Source organism: Candidatus Cloacimonas acidaminovorans str. Evry (assembly GCF_000146065.2).
Taxonomy (GTDB): domain Bacteria; phylum Cloacimonadota; class Cloacimonadia; order Cloacimonadales; family Cloacimonadaceae; genus Cloacimonas; species Cloacimonas acidaminivorans.
Genome location: NC_020449.1, coordinates 364680 through 378008 on the forward strand (window position 1 = coordinate 364680; position 13329 = coordinate 378008).

At 37.7% G+C, this 13329-nt stretch carries 11 protein-coding genes; 2 read left to right on the forward strand and 9 right to left on the reverse strand.

Annotated features, from left to right (window positions below; translation table 11 throughout):
* Positions 1-73: 73 nt before the first annotated feature.
* The 8 genes from CLOAM_RS01505 to CLOAM_RS01540 form a co-directional block, all read right to left on the reverse strand.
* Positions 74-865, reverse strand: coding sequence for an N-formylglutamate amidohydrolase (locus CLOAM_RS01505; RefSeq protein WP_015424081.1), 792 nt, complete (start codon positions 863-865; stop codon positions 74-76).
* A complete protein-coding gene (locus tag CLOAM_RS01510; protein ID WP_015424082.1) occupies positions 862-1521 on the reverse strand; it encodes a hypothetical protein in 660 nt (219 codons plus the stop codon). The genes CLOAM_RS01505 and CLOAM_RS01510 overlap by 4 nt, the downstream gene beginning before the upstream one ends.
* Before the next feature lie 14 nt (positions 1522-1535).
* The gene (locus CLOAM_RS01515; protein ID WP_015424083.1) at positions 1536-2381 is read right to left on the reverse strand and encodes a glycine--tRNA ligase subunit alpha; all 846 of its coding nucleotides are present in this window, start codon (positions 2379-2381) and stop codon (positions 1536-1538) included.
* Positions 2378-2773 carry a MerR family transcriptional regulator gene (locus CLOAM_RS01520; protein WP_015424084.1) on the reverse strand — a complete coding sequence of 132 codons (396 nt, stop codon included), beginning with the start codon at positions 2771-2773 and terminating at the stop codon, positions 2378-2380. Before CLOAM_RS01520 ends, CLOAM_RS01515 begins: the two co-directional genes overlap by 4 nt.
* Positions 2770-4272: an apolipoprotein N-acyltransferase gene (lnt, locus tag CLOAM_RS01525; protein WP_232502716.1), complete on the reverse strand. Its 1503-nt coding sequence runs from the start codon at positions 4270-4272 to the stop codon at positions 2770-2772. The genes CLOAM_RS01520 and lnt overlap by 4 nt, the downstream gene beginning before the upstream one ends.
* Positions 4273-4275: 3 nt before the next feature.
* Positions 4276-5112 carry an NHL repeat-containing protein gene (locus CLOAM_RS01530; RefSeq protein WP_044278789.1) on the reverse strand — a complete coding sequence of 279 codons (837 nt, stop codon included), beginning with the start codon at positions 5110-5112 and terminating at the stop codon, positions 4276-4278.
* A gap of 4 nt (positions 5113-5116) precedes the next feature.
* Positions 5117-6841, reverse strand: coding sequence for a single-stranded-DNA-specific exonuclease RecJ (gene recJ, locus CLOAM_RS01535; protein ID WP_015424087.1), 1725 nt, complete (start codon positions 6839-6841; stop codon positions 5117-5119).
* A 103-nt stretch (positions 6842-6944) separates the two neighbouring features.
* Entirely contained in the window at positions 6945-7151 is a 207-nt protein-coding gene (locus CLOAM_RS01540; RefSeq protein ID WP_044278791.1) for a hypothetical protein, read from the reverse strand.
* 107 nt (positions 7152-7258) lie between these two features.
* Between CLOAM_RS01540 and CLOAM_RS01545 the strand changes: the two genes are divergently transcribed.
* Both CLOAM_RS01545 and CLOAM_RS01550 read left to right on the forward strand, forming a co-directional pair.
* A complete protein-coding gene (locus CLOAM_RS01545; protein ID WP_015424088.1) occupies positions 7259-8158 on the forward strand; it encodes a PTS sugar transporter subunit IIA in 900 nt (299 codons plus the stop codon).
* A 4-nt stretch (positions 8159-8162) separates the two neighbouring features.
* Entirely contained in the window at positions 8163-9440 is a 1278-nt protein-coding gene (locus CLOAM_RS01550; protein ID WP_015424089.1) for an ArsB/NhaD family transporter, read from the forward strand.
* A gap of 322 nt (positions 9441-9762) precedes the next feature.
* On the opposite strand, the gene nifJ is transcribed toward CLOAM_RS01550, so the two are convergent.
* Positions 9763-13284, reverse strand: coding sequence for a pyruvate:ferredoxin (flavodoxin) oxidoreductase (gene nifJ, locus CLOAM_RS01555; protein ID WP_015424090.1), 3522 nt, complete (start codon positions 13282-13284; stop codon positions 9763-9765).
* Positions 13285-13329 lie beyond the last annotated feature (45 nt).

The window sequence follows — 13329 nt, forward strand, 5'->3', positions numbered from 1 at the left end:
GCACCCATCGCTATCATTGTATTGCCCTGCCAGCTTTGAAAAAATCTCAACCTTAAAAACCCTTTCAACCCTCTTAACCTTTTTTCTCCAGGGATGTAATTTCGCTCATCCATTTGAGGACAGCAGTTTGGAAGATTTCTTTCAGCTGAAAATAGGCGGGCAGGTTCAGTTCTCCGGTCCATTCATCCATAAAAATCTTTTTGAATTCAATAGTTAGGCAGAGAACTTTGTTGCCGAAGGTCTGATTTACCCAACGGGAAAAATGTCCTCCGCTAAATTTTATATCGCAACGGCAGTCCAATTTTATGTTTTGAAAAGGGTTACCATCCAGCAGCAAACGCAAATTTTCTACAATAGGATAAACACTTTCGGGAAGGTTATTTCTGCCCAAAATAAGATCGGGATTTTGGGTTTGAGGGTCGGGAGCAACATCAGGACCGCCTCTTCTATGATTATAGCTATGCAGGTCTAAAATAATTAGGGTGGAATGAATTTTCAGCAAGCGTTCAATTTGATAGCGGATAATCTGATACCAGTCGGCGTATGCTTTAAGCAATTTTGTATACAGGTTATCCGCGATAGGCATTTTACGAACCTGCAAGCCCCAAGCATCTTCCGGTTTTTGATAGACAGCTTTTTCAGGAGGGCGATTCAAATCAACGGCAAAACGGCTGGTTTGCACAATAATTCTATTGGGAAAACATTCTGCAAAGCCATTGGTATAAGGGTCTTCTTCGCGTAATCTTGTGTCCGCATCAATTCCACAGTTCTGTAAAAGTTCTGGTGGCATATAATTGCCGTTATGAATAGCAAAAGCTAATAACGGGAATTTATTATCCCCCAGAAAGACATCACTATAAATCATTGATCAAGCTGTTCCAGATATTGCATTAAACCTTCTAAAATGCCCAAATACTGTTTAATATCTTCCAATGTAGCTTTATCGCCGGAAACCCAGGCAAGTATAGATTCAAATTTTACATTGGTAATAATGTTATTTTTTGCCAAAATTTCCTCAAGTTTAAAAGGAACAACACCATCATACAGATAACAAATCCCTTTCAACACGGGAATAATATTGCTCAAAGCTATAAACAGAAGGTCGGACAATTGTTTGGGAGTATTTTTCCGTTCCAAAACAGACAAACGGATAAGCAGCCATTTGCCTTTTATTTCGCGTTCCATTTGTAAACGCAGATCATCAGGATCAAATTGAAGATTCTTTAAAATATCCTCTTTAACGAAAAGGTTTTGATAATTGCTGGTAATGATATCCAGAAATTCCAGGGGATAGGAATCTAAAGAACTTTCTACAAACTTGCGGTTTACCAGTAAAGGAAAACGCAATTGACGCTGATGGGAATACTTTCTTAAAGAATCCAAAGATTCCAGAAGATCAGGAGGGTCTTTTTCCAGAATAATTATGCATTCCGGTTTAAAATCATTATAAACGGCAACTTGTAAAAGGTAATCCTGAATTTCGGATAAAGTATTCATTACTTCAGAAAAATCGCGGGTCACAAGACCTCCTTTTTTTAAGCGTTATATTTGGCTAAATAAGCATTAGCACAGGCGCGAGCCAAATTTCGTATTCTGGCTATGTAAGATGCTCTTTCCGTAACACTTATAACTCCTCTGGCTTCCAGTAAGTTAAAAGTGTGAGAACATTTTAACAACATATCATAAGCAGGATAAATAAGTTGTTTACCTAAAAGGGCATTGCATTCCTTTTCATAATCCTGAAAAAGCTGGAACAGTAGGGTTGTATCTGCCTCTTCAAAGTTATAGGCACTATATTCTTTTTCGCGCTCATAGAAAAGTTCCGCATAACCAATATTTTCATTCCAGGCAAGCAAGCGGTAATCATCCACATTTTGAATATACATTGCTATGCGCTCCAGTCCATAAGTTAGTTCTACACTAACGGGAAAAACATCTATGCTGGCGACCTGTTGAAAGTATGTAAATTGAGAAATTTCCATTCCATCCAACCAGACCTCCCAACCTAAACCCCAAGCACCTAAAGTTGGTGATTCCCAATCGTCTTCCACAAAACGGATATCGTGCATTGAAATATCAATTCCAATAGCGGATAAGCTTTTTAAGTATAAATTTTGAATATCATCCGGAGTTGGTTTGATAATCACTTGAAACTGATAATAATGTTGAAAACGATTGGGATTTTCTCCATAACGACCGTCTTTGGGTCTTCTACAAGGTTGCGGATAAGCAATGGCACAAGGTTTTTTTCCTAAAGTGCCAAAAAAGGTGGAAGGATGAAAAGTTCCTGCTCCCATTTCCAAATCGTAGGGTTGAATTAAACAACAACCCTTTTCAGCCCAATAATTTTGCAGAGATAGTATCAGATCTTGAAAGTTCATTTTTTATCCTGATTATAGTTTTTACAGGTTTGCTGAATAAGCGTCAGGTCTTTTTTTATGTCCTGTAGTATTTCCGTTATTTCAGTTTTCATTTTTGAATCCTTTTTTGCGGAAGATAGAGAATCGTCAAGTTTCTCTTTTGTTTTAGTTTGAATTTTGGTTCTTTCCTGCTTAATAATCTTTCTGGCACCTTCAATGGTATAGCGCTGATTATAGAGTAGGTCGTAAATTCTACGCAGCAAAAGAACCTGCTGTTCATTGTATTTTCTGATGCGCCCTTCACTCTTTATGGCATTCAGCCCGGGAAATTCAGTTTCCCAATAGCGAATAATATAGGGCTTAACACCTAAAAGATTGCTAACTTCGCCTATTGTGTAATAATATTTTTTCATAAGACCTCACCTTTTTGTTTCTTTTTAGTGAAGCTGAAGAGGAAAAGTCCTCCCGCCAGAATTACAAAAATCCACGGATACCAATAAATATAACGATAAACAGGTATACGGGAACAACGATAAAGAGGTGCTTGCAAATTTGTGATTTCAAAGAGACCCGCTTTGGCAATTATGCGGCCAAAAGGGTCTACAATTAAAGAAATTCCGGTATTGGCACTACGGTAAATTTGAATCCGGTTTTCCACTGCCCGAAATTTTGCCATAATAGAATGGAGCCAGGGACCGTAGGAAGTTCCAAACCAGGCATCATTAGTAATATTTACTAAAAAATCGGCTTTTTTTAATTTACCTGTTGTTTTGTCTTTCCTGATTGCCATCTGCTGATGAAATTCAGCAAAAGCAAGCTCATAACATATTGAAGGGGAAAAGGTTAAACTATCTGTTTGGTAATAAACCGGTCCGTTGCCAAATTCCCAGTTTGCCTGTCCAAACTGCAATTTCCATAAAAAAGGGAAAACATTCAGCCACAGCATTCTTTCACCAACTGGAACCAGAATATTTTTATAATACAATTCCGAGATTGAGCCATCGGGATGAAAAAGAGCCGCTGCATTGTAATATAATTCACTGTTAATATGATTTTCAGGAGCTAAAGTAAAATGCGGAAAGCCGGTAAAAATTTCCAGTTCATATTTTTGCATCAGGTCATTCAAATAGTTTCGTGCCCGATAATCATACATTAGGTAAACCGGCATTGCGGCTTCCGGAAAAATTATTAGTTTGGTGGAATCCTTTTTTGCCTGAGCACAAAGAGCATCATAACGATGTAATATTTGCTGATAGGCACTCTCATCCCATTTTTCGTCCTGAGGAATTGAGGGTTGCATAACGGTTATTTTGGGGTCTTGTTTTTGAACGGGCAAATAGTTTAAACAATATATACCATAACCAATCCAAAGAATAAAGATGCCGGCTACATATAATAGACATTGCGTCTTCTTTTTAAGGAGAACTTCATAAAGCAAAACATTGATGAGCAAAATAAGCAAAGAAAGTAGAATTACCCCTCCCAAATCACCTGCCTGAATTAAAACAGTATAGTCCGATAGCGAATAGGCATTATTAAACCACGGAAATCTTGTTTCTCCAAAATTTTGTAAATATTCAAAGCTTAACATCACAGCAATAAAATTAGGGTAAAAAAGACGGGGATAAAATCTACCTATCCTGCTAATTGCATAAAAGCAAAGCCAGTAAAATAAGAAATAGACAATAGCGATGCCGATCAAACCAAAAAAAGTAACTCCCGCTATCCAATACATTACAACGCCGATATAAACAACAGAAAATAGAAGTCCTGCCTGCCATAATTTCACTTTTCTTCGCTCTAAAACATAGAGCAAGGGAATCCAACCAAAGAAAACCATCCAACCACAATGTATTGGCAAACGCGATAAGGCAAGCATTAAAGCCGAAAGTAAAACCCAAAGTAAATCCATCACTTATTCCACCCGCGCATAGTTTATTTTATAAATACGGATTTCTTCTCCTATTCTTAAAGCTAATAAATCGTTACTGATACACATAAATACATTTTCCGCAGCTAAAGGTAAATAGGCAGAACTGGATAAACATTTCAGCATTCCTGCATTAAAACAAATAGCGTTATTGTATAAATCATAAACTACCTGTCCCTGTTCCGTCTTTACAAATTGACCCAGCACGGAAAATATGTTGCTTACATTATTTGCCTTGTCATAAGCAATCAGATAATCGTGATTGCAAAAAAGAGAATTTACCTGCTGAAGCTGAAATCTGCCAAACCGATTCAGTTCGGTTCCGTCAATTCCCGAATAGTTGATAATTTCCCCGCTGGCAGAATCAAAAATAAATAAACCCTGGTCTTGATATACACAAAGGCATTTGGGTTGCACACTGTTTTTAAGCTCAATACTGCCGGAAGGACTGCCGTCAGAACTGAATTTTTTCACAATGCGAGCAGATGAATCCAACACATATAAAGAATTATCACTACCCATAGCTATATCTGCCAGGTATTGAAAATTAACTTTGGAACTGCCTAAACCACCAAGCACATTTTTCCGCTCTTGATCCTGGAAAATATAAATTTCCTGACTTTTAATGCTCATTGCATAAAGCGTATTGCTTTGGGAATGATACTGAATTTTATCTGTCTGCATTCCCAAAGGGATAGCTTTAACCAAATTGAAATATTCAATATCCATTGGAGTTCTTCTGTTGATGTCGGAACAGCAATTTAGCACGACCAAGCAGATTGCTAAAGATACAATGATGGCTAAAAATAAAACCTTCCGCATAGTTCTAATCCTTTAGAATTTGTAAATCCTTAAGCTTGCCTTGAATGGTTAAATTATTCCCAAAACGGTTATATTCAAGGGTGTAGGCAATATCCAGTTTGCCGTTCTTTTTCAGCAGAGGTAGATAATCCCCCAAATTATAACCAATTAAATTAAAGTAAATGCCATCTTTAACTACTTTCAGTTTCAGATGATTTCTTCCTACATTATAAGGATAACTTGCTATAGTTACATTGCGGGTCATAAAAACAGGACGCGTATTATCAGGACCAAAAGGAGCAAAATGCTCCAAAGCATCAAGCAAGGTATTGTTTATGTTGTAAAGCTCAATTTCGGCATCTATCTGTAAAGGCGGTTGAATTTGTTCCAGGCGTAAGTTTTCGGAAACAAACCTGGTTAATTCGTTTTCAAAACGGTCTAAATATTCCTGATAAATAGTTAAACCCACAGCATATTTATGACCTCCGAAACTATGCAAATTATGCTCTGTTTGCTTCAATGCTTCAAAAAGATCAAAATCGGCAACACTGCGTCCGGAACCACTGCCAAAACCGTCTTTGAAGGAAATCATAATCACCGGACGATAATATTTTTCTACCAGCTTGGAAGCAACAATTCCGATTACTCCTGGATGCCAGTCATCGGAAGAAACGACCATACAGGATGTTTGTTGTAAGTCCTTATATTTCTTTTCAATAATGTCACATGCCTCTTGAAAGGTTTTCTGGTCTTCCTGTTGCCGTAAAGAATTCTGATGTTCAATAATTTCAGCCAGTTCCATACTCTTTGCCTCATCGGTTGAAATTAAAAGTTCTACGGAAACGGAAGCGCTTCCCATTCTGCCTGCAGCATTTATTCTGGGTGCAATGCCAAAAACGATATCTGTGGTATCCAGGTTTTTCTGATTCAACCCGGAAATTTGGACTAAAGCATTTAAGCCCAGGTTCTTTTTCTCTATTAAGTGCTGAAGCCCAATGGAAGCAAAAATACGGTTTTCCGAAGTGAGCGGAACAATATCGGCAATTGTTCCAACTGCTACAAGATCCATATACTTAAGCTTGTTTTCCGCACTGTCAATACCCAAGTTATTGTAGATTGCCATCAGCAGTTTATAGGCAACTCCAACTCCGGCAAGATGTTCATAAGGGTATTTTGTTCCTGGGAGTTTGGGATTGATAATAGCAAAAGCAGGAGGCAATTCATCTTTGGGATTGTGATGATCAGTAATAATAATTTCCATTCCCATAGAGTTTATAGCATTGATTTCCTCAATGGCATTCACTCCACAATCAACACTGATAATAAGAGAAGAACCATTCTCTCTTAAAGCATCCAAACTGCCAAGCGATAAACCGTAACCATCTATCATCCGATGAGGAATGTAAAAATCAATATTGGCACCGATGCGTTTCAAACCTAAATACAATAAAGCGGTAGCAGTTGTGCCATCTACATCGTAATCACCATAAATAGTTATTTTTTCTTTGCTGTCTATAGCGCGTAAAATACGCTGAACTGCCTTTTCCATATCGGGAAAGAGATAGGGGTCATATAAATTATCCATTGAGGGCTTAAAAAACTCCTGCGCAGAATTTACGGTCTTTATCCCTTTACGGTATAATAATTCAGCTACCAAACGCGGAAGTTTGAATTCGGCACTTAACTTTTCAATTTCAGGGTTTATTTCCTTTCCTGGTGGAGATGGTATTAACCATTTTTTGTTCATCATTCTGCCTTTATATATTTATTTATTTTCTCTATTTAGATGTGGAACTAACATAACCTTAATAGATTACAGCATATTCTTAAGAGAACTGTATGCTTTATACATTCTAAACTCTATAATTATAGAGCGCTAAATCCTGTAAAGCATTATTTTCATTCCGGAAATATGCTGTCTTTTTAGATGAATAACTTAATAAATTGAAAAGTGTAAAGGTGTAAAAGGGGAAAGGTGAAACACGAGTTAAACATAGATAACAAGCAAAAAATCTGTATGAAGCCATATTCCAAAGCTGTTTCAGCAGATCATACTCCATTTTTCATTCATTCCATCTCACCCTCTCGCCATCTTGACAAAATAAATATTGACCGAAAAAGAGAGAACATTAAAAAGGAAACAAAATTACCTGTTAAGAGGTGTTAAATGTTATTAGCCAGCTTTCTGGAAGCGCATAATATTCTGTTTGAAAACAGGGTTTTAACAAAAGAACAGGTCTATAAGGAATTGGTAGACCGATTGTGCAGTCAATATAAATTGCCGATTAGCAGTTCCAAACTTTTAGAGCTGATATTTAAACGCGAGGAAGAGGTCTCCTGTGCTTATCCAACAGGTATTGCTATTCCTCATATTCGTATGGACGGCTTTAATGATACTTTGATAGCAATGGCTTTTTTGGAGAATCCCCTTGATTATAATGGAATAAAAGTTAACTGGGTAGTTCTTATATTAACCGATAAAACAAGTTCCAAGACCTACCTGAATATTGTTGCTGCCTTGTTGAAACTTTCCAAAGATAAAGAAGCAATTAAAGCTTTGGCATCCGCAGGAGATGGGCATAGCGTTATTCATTATTTGAAAAAGAATGAAGTAGAAGTGAAAAAAGATGTAATTATTGCTGATATAATGGTGCAAAATCCAATTGCAGTTTTGCCCCAAAACAGTTTGCGGGAACTAATCAATCTGATGAGTACACATAAAGTTGCAGGAATGCCTGTAGTTGATGAAACAGGAAAATATGTAGGTGAAGTGAATGTTCTTAATTTGTTGGAAGTAGGAATTCCGAATTATGTAATGATGTTGGATAATTTAAATTTTCTTTCTTCTTATGAACCACTGGAAAATCTTTTCAGCAAACAGGATTTGCTTTTTGTGAAAGATATTATGACTACAGACGAAATATTTGTGCGTCCTGAGGCATCTATAATTGAAACTGTGTTTTTAATGGTTAGCCATAATAAGCGTTATCTTTCTGTAGTGAAGGAGGAAAAACTTGTAGGTCTGATTACGGCAATGGATATATTAAGAAAGGTTATAGCGGTGTAATAAAATGCTGTTAATGATTATTGCTTTATTGGTCTTTATTGTAACTTATCTATGCATCATTACGGAGTGGGTAAATAAAATGCTTGCCGCTCTGATTGGTGGTTTTGTAATTATTGTTTTAGGAGTTGTAGATCAGTCCATTGCTTTTTCCGCAATTGACTGGAATGTAATCTTTTTCCTGATTGGAATGATGCTTACCATTTCCGTGATGCGAGAAACGGGAATGTTTATGTATATTGCTATTAAAACGGCAAAAATTGCCAAGGGTAGTCCCTTGAAAATTATGGCAATGATGTTTATAGCAACGGCGGTTATTTCTGCCATTTTAGGTAGCGTTACCACTGTAATGATTTTGGTTCCAATCGTTTTGCTGATTGCGGAAGAACTGAAAATAACTCCTGCACCTTTTATTATAACTATGGTTGTTGCTTCCAATATGGGTGGAGCAGCAACGATGATTGGTGACCCGCCAAATATTCTTATTGCCAGTGCTACTAAATATACTTTCATTGATTTTTTCCTGAATTTAACCCCTGCTATTGTGATTATTGTAATTGGCAGTTTAGGTTTAATATGGCTTTTATACAGAGGGAAAATGTATGTTAGCAATGAAAGGCGTGCCAAAATAATGGAATACAACGATAAGAACCTGATAACTCACCCGAAACTATTGTGGATTACTCTTGGGGTTGTAGCTTTGATGTTGCTGGCATTTATTTTTCAAAAGCCGTTACATTTGGAAAATGCTACAATTGCAATGGCAGCAGGTCTTATTTTGGTATTTATAGGTAGTCGTAAAAAGGTGGAAACAATCATTCTCAATGATATTGATTGGATTACCATCTTTTTCTTCATTGGCCTTTTTATGATTGTAGAGGGTTTGGTGCATACTGGCTTTATTGATCTCTTAGCTAATGGTGTGATGTCTATCACCAATGGAGAGCCAAAAACAACTTCTATGGTCATTCTTTGGCTTTCGGGCATTCTTTCTGCTTGGATAGATAACATTCCCTTTGTAGCAGCAATGATTCCGATGATTAAAAGTATTGGCTTACATATGCAAAGTGCAGTTCAAGTTCAACCTCTTTGGTGGGCTTTATCTTTAGGAACCTGTTTAGGGGGAAATGGAACTTTAGTTGGTGCTTCTGCTAATATTGTTGCTGTAGGAATAGCTAATCGTAATGGATATAAAATATCCTTTATGGATTATACTAAGATTGGGATTCTTTTTGCTCTGGAGTCAATGCTTCTCTCGTCTGTATATATTTGGTTCAGATATTAATCCTGGAAAAGTTCGAGGTTTATGGCTCTCACAGATAGCACTGATAACACAGATTAAATTATATAGAAATTTTTTACAGGACTGACGGCTTGGTTTACGCAGATTTTATTATAATATCATTTCTTGAATGATATTTCTCTTGCTTTTCCTGCGAAAGCTTGAATATAGGGTATTTCTCCAAATATCAAGGTATTTTCAATGTAGGAACTTTATAAAGGGTATTTTCGGGTCGTCACGAGTCATATACGCCGACAAAGTTATCGTCTGGGACAAGTTTGTATAGGCGTAAATGACTCCTGACTTACCATAGTTGACCGGAAGGTCAACCTTCCGCAAGCTTTTTATATGTCTCGTATCTTTCCTTAAAGAATACAGCAGCACCTTCATTCAATTCTTTAGCTCTTTCCGGAAAGATGTTTTTGAGTCCAGCATAGCGATTTTCAGAATCCAGAAATTCCTGCACTGAAACCGTTGGCTCTTTACTATCCAGGGTTAGAGGATTTTTACCTCCCTGTTTATTTAACGGATTATAACGATAAAGAAGCCAATAACCAGCATCCACAGCCAATTTTTGATGCTTTTGGCTCAAACTCATATCAAAGCCATGATTGATGCAAGGAGCATAAGCAATTACAATTGAGGGACCCGGATATGCTTCTGCTTCTTTAATTGCCTGCAGTGCCTGATTTTTATTGGCACCCATAGCAATGGAAGCAACATACACATAACCATAGCTCATTAGCATCATTCCGAGGTCTTTTTTATTGGTATTTTTTCCGGCTTCCGCAAAACGCGCAATGGAACCTAAGGGAGTTGATTTACTTGCCTGTCCTCCTGTATTGGAATAGACCTCGGTATCCAAAACAAGGATATTGAGGTTTTGATTTAGAGCCAAAGTATGATCCAATCCTCCAAAACCGATATCATAAGCCCAACCGTCACCACCAATTGCCCAAATTGATTTCTCAATGAGGTAATCCTGAAGTTCCTGAACCTTTTTTAGGAGGATTTTACAGCCCTCACAGGCAGTTTCCCTTGCTTTCGGAAGAAGAGCTCTAATTTTATCGGCATTGGCTTTTGTTTCTTCATTTACTTTATCCCAATTATCTAAGGAATACTGCATTGCGGATTTTAGTTCTTCATTTATATTTTTATCCATCAGTTCCTGCATTGCCTTTTGTAGAAGTTTACGGTGAGAACGAATTGCCAAACGCATTCCAAAACCGTATTCGGCATTATCTTCAAATAAGCTATTTGCCCAGGCAGGACCTTTACCATCTTTGTTTTTACAATAGGGAACAGTAGGAAAAGTTCCACCCCAAATGCTGGAACAACCGGTAGCATTGGCAATAATCATTCTATCACCAAAGAGTTGAGTTAAGAGTTTTACATAAGGTGTTTCACCACAACCAGCACAAGCACCTGAGAATTCCAGTAGGGGTTGTTTAAACTGACTGCCTTTCACGGTTGTTTCTTTAAAATTGGCGAGAACATCATTGGGCAATGTTTCAAAGTATTCGTAATTAACTTGTTCGCCTTTAGTTCTTTCTTCTTCAATCGGGCTCATCACTAATGCGGATTTAGGACATTCATTCACGCAGACCTTACAACTTTGGCAATCGTCAATATAAACCTGAACTTTATATTCATAACCCGGAGCACCAATTGCTTTTAAGGTATTAAAACTGGCTGGCTTATTGGCAAGGTCTTCTTCTTTAATCAGTTTTGCCCGGATAGCGGAATGGGGGCAGACAAAAGAACACTGATTACATTGAATACAATTTTCCGGAAGCCAATGGGGAACTGAAGGAGCTACTTTTCTTTTTTCCAGTTTGGCAGTTCCGGTTTCAACATAGCCATCTAAAGGCATTTGGCTAACTTTTACCTGATCACCTTGTTCTCGCATAATAGGTTCAATCACATTTAAGATAAAGTCATCGGCATCTTCCGGAACTAATTTCTTCATTGGCATATATTTATCGGGTAGGGTTTCAGGAACTTCAATTTGCACCAATGCCTCGTTAACTTTGTCCACAGCTTCCAAATTCATTTGAACAACCTTTTCGCCTTTACGAGCGTAGGTCTTTCTAATGGAATCCTTAATTAAGGCAATAGCTTCATTGCGTTCCAAAACACCGGAAATAAGAAAGAAAGCTGTTTGCATCGTAGTATTTATTCTTCCACCAAGACCAACTTCTTCTGCAATCTTTAAGCCATCTATATTGTAAAACTTTATCTTTTTGTTAATGATGGTTTCCTGCATCGGACGGGTTAAATTATAGAGTGCTTCATCTCTACTCCAGTTGGAATTCAGCAGAAAAACTCCATTTTCTTTTATGCCGCCCAGCAAATCAAATCTGCCAATAAATGCCTGATTGTGGCAGGCAACAAAATCCTCTTGAGCTACCAGATATTGGCTGTGAATGGGGGTTTTACCAAAACGCAAATGGCTACGGGTTATACCACCGCTTTTTTTGCTGTCATATTGAAAATAACCCTGAACATACATATCGGTATGGTCTCCGATGATTTTGATGCTGTTTTTGTTTGCACCAACAGTACCATCGGAACCTAAACCCCAGAATTTGCAGGAAATAGTGCCTTCAGGAACAGTATTGATTGTTTCTTCAAGCGGTAAAGAAAGATGAGAAACATCATCCTCAATGCCTACTGTAAAACCGTGAAAACCATTTTTAGCCAAGTGTTTATAAACGGCAAGCACCATTGAAGGAGTAAATTCCTTACTGGATAAACCGTATCTGCCACCGATTATGTATAGTTCAGGACGGTTTTTAAGAGCAGAAACCACATCCAGATAAAGGGGTTCACCAATTGAACCGGGTTCTTTCGTTCTGTCTAAAACGGCAATTCTTTTCACGCTGGCAGGGATTGCCGATAAAAAGCTTTGCACACAGAAAGGACGGTATAAATGAACTTTTATCAATCCCAATTTCATTCCGCGCTTGGCATTTAGCCATTCAATCGTTTCCTGAATGGTTTCACAGCTACTTCCCATAGCTACAATAATATCTTCTGCATCGGGAGAACCGACATATTCAAAAAGCTGATAATGGCGTCCTGTTTTTTCTGCTACCTGCTCCATTGTTTCTGCAATTATAGCAGGTGCCTTAGCATAATATAAATTACTGGTTTCTCTACCTTGAAAATATACATCGGGTGCTTCCTGACCAACCTTCATTCGCGGTTTATCAGGACTTAAAGCATTTTTCCGAAATGCTTCCACTAAAGAGGGGTCATTCAGTTCTGCTATTGTTTCATAATCAATAACATCAATTTTCTGCAGTTCATGACTGGTTCGGAAACCATCAAAAAACACCAGAAAAGGAATCCGAGTTTTCATTGTAGCAAGTTGAGCCACTAAACCCAAATCCATCACTTCTTGCACACTATTACAGGCAATTAAGGCAAAACCGGTATTACGAGCACTCATTACATCACTGTGATCCCCGAAAATAGAAAGGGATTGAGCTGCCAAAGACCTTGCCGAAACATAAAAAACAGTAGGTAACATCTCACCGGCTATTTTATGCATATTCGGCAGCATTAACATCAAACCCTGAGAAGCAGTAAAAGTTGTAGTTACAGCACCTGCGGAAAGTGAACCATGAACAGCACCTGCAGCTCCGGCTTCACTTTGCATTTCAATAACATCAACCTTGGTGTTATTAATATTTTTTCTGCCTTCGGAAGCCCAGGCATCAACAAGTTCACCCATTGTGGAAGAAGGGGTAATAGGATAAATAGCTGCTACTTCGGCAAAAGCATAAGCAATATGTGCCGCAGCAGTATTACCATCCATTGTGGCTTTGGTCTGTTTCGCCATTGTGTAACTCCTTATATTTCATATTTATATGTTTTAATAACAGTT

Bases quoted from the DNA above. Each gene is read 5' to 3' on its own strand.
- CLOAM_RS01505 (WP_015424081.1), bottom strand. From the start codon at position 865: ATGATTTATAGTGATGTCTTTCTGGGGGATAATAAATTCCCGTTATTA.
- CLOAM_RS01515 (WP_015424083.1), bottom strand. From the start codon at position 2,381: ATGAACTTTCAAGATCTGATACTATCTCTGCAAAATTATTGGGCTGAA.
- CLOAM_RS01520 (WP_015424084.1), bottom strand. From the start codon at position 2,773: ATGAAAAAATATTATTACACAATAGGCGAAGTTAGCAATCTTTTAGGT.
- lnt (WP_232502716.1), bottom strand. From the start codon at position 4,272: ATGGATTTACTTTGGGTTTTACTTTCGGCTTTAATGCTTGCCTTATCG.
- CLOAM_RS01530 (WP_044278789.1), bottom strand. From the start codon at position 5,112: ATGCGGAAGGTTTTATTTTTAGCCATCATTGTATCTTTAGCAATCTGC.
- recJ (WP_015424087.1), bottom strand. From the start codon at position 6,841: ATGATGAACAAAAAATGGTTAATACCATCTCCACCAGGAAAGGAAATA.
- CLOAM_RS01540 (WP_044278791.1), bottom strand. From the start codon at position 7,151: ATGGAGTATGATCTGCTGAAACAGCTTTGGAATATGGCTTCATACAGA.
- CLOAM_RS01545 (WP_015424088.1), top strand. From the start codon at position 7,259: ATGTTATTAGCCAGCTTTCTGGAAGCGCATAATATTCTGTTTGAAAAC.
- CLOAM_RS01550 (WP_015424089.1), top strand. From the start codon at position 8,163: ATGCTGTTAATGATTATTGCTTTATTGGTCTTTATTGTAACTTATCTA.
- nifJ (WP_015424090.1), bottom strand. From the start codon at position 13,284: ATGGCGAAACAGACCAAAGCCACAATGGATGGTAATACTGCTGCGGCA.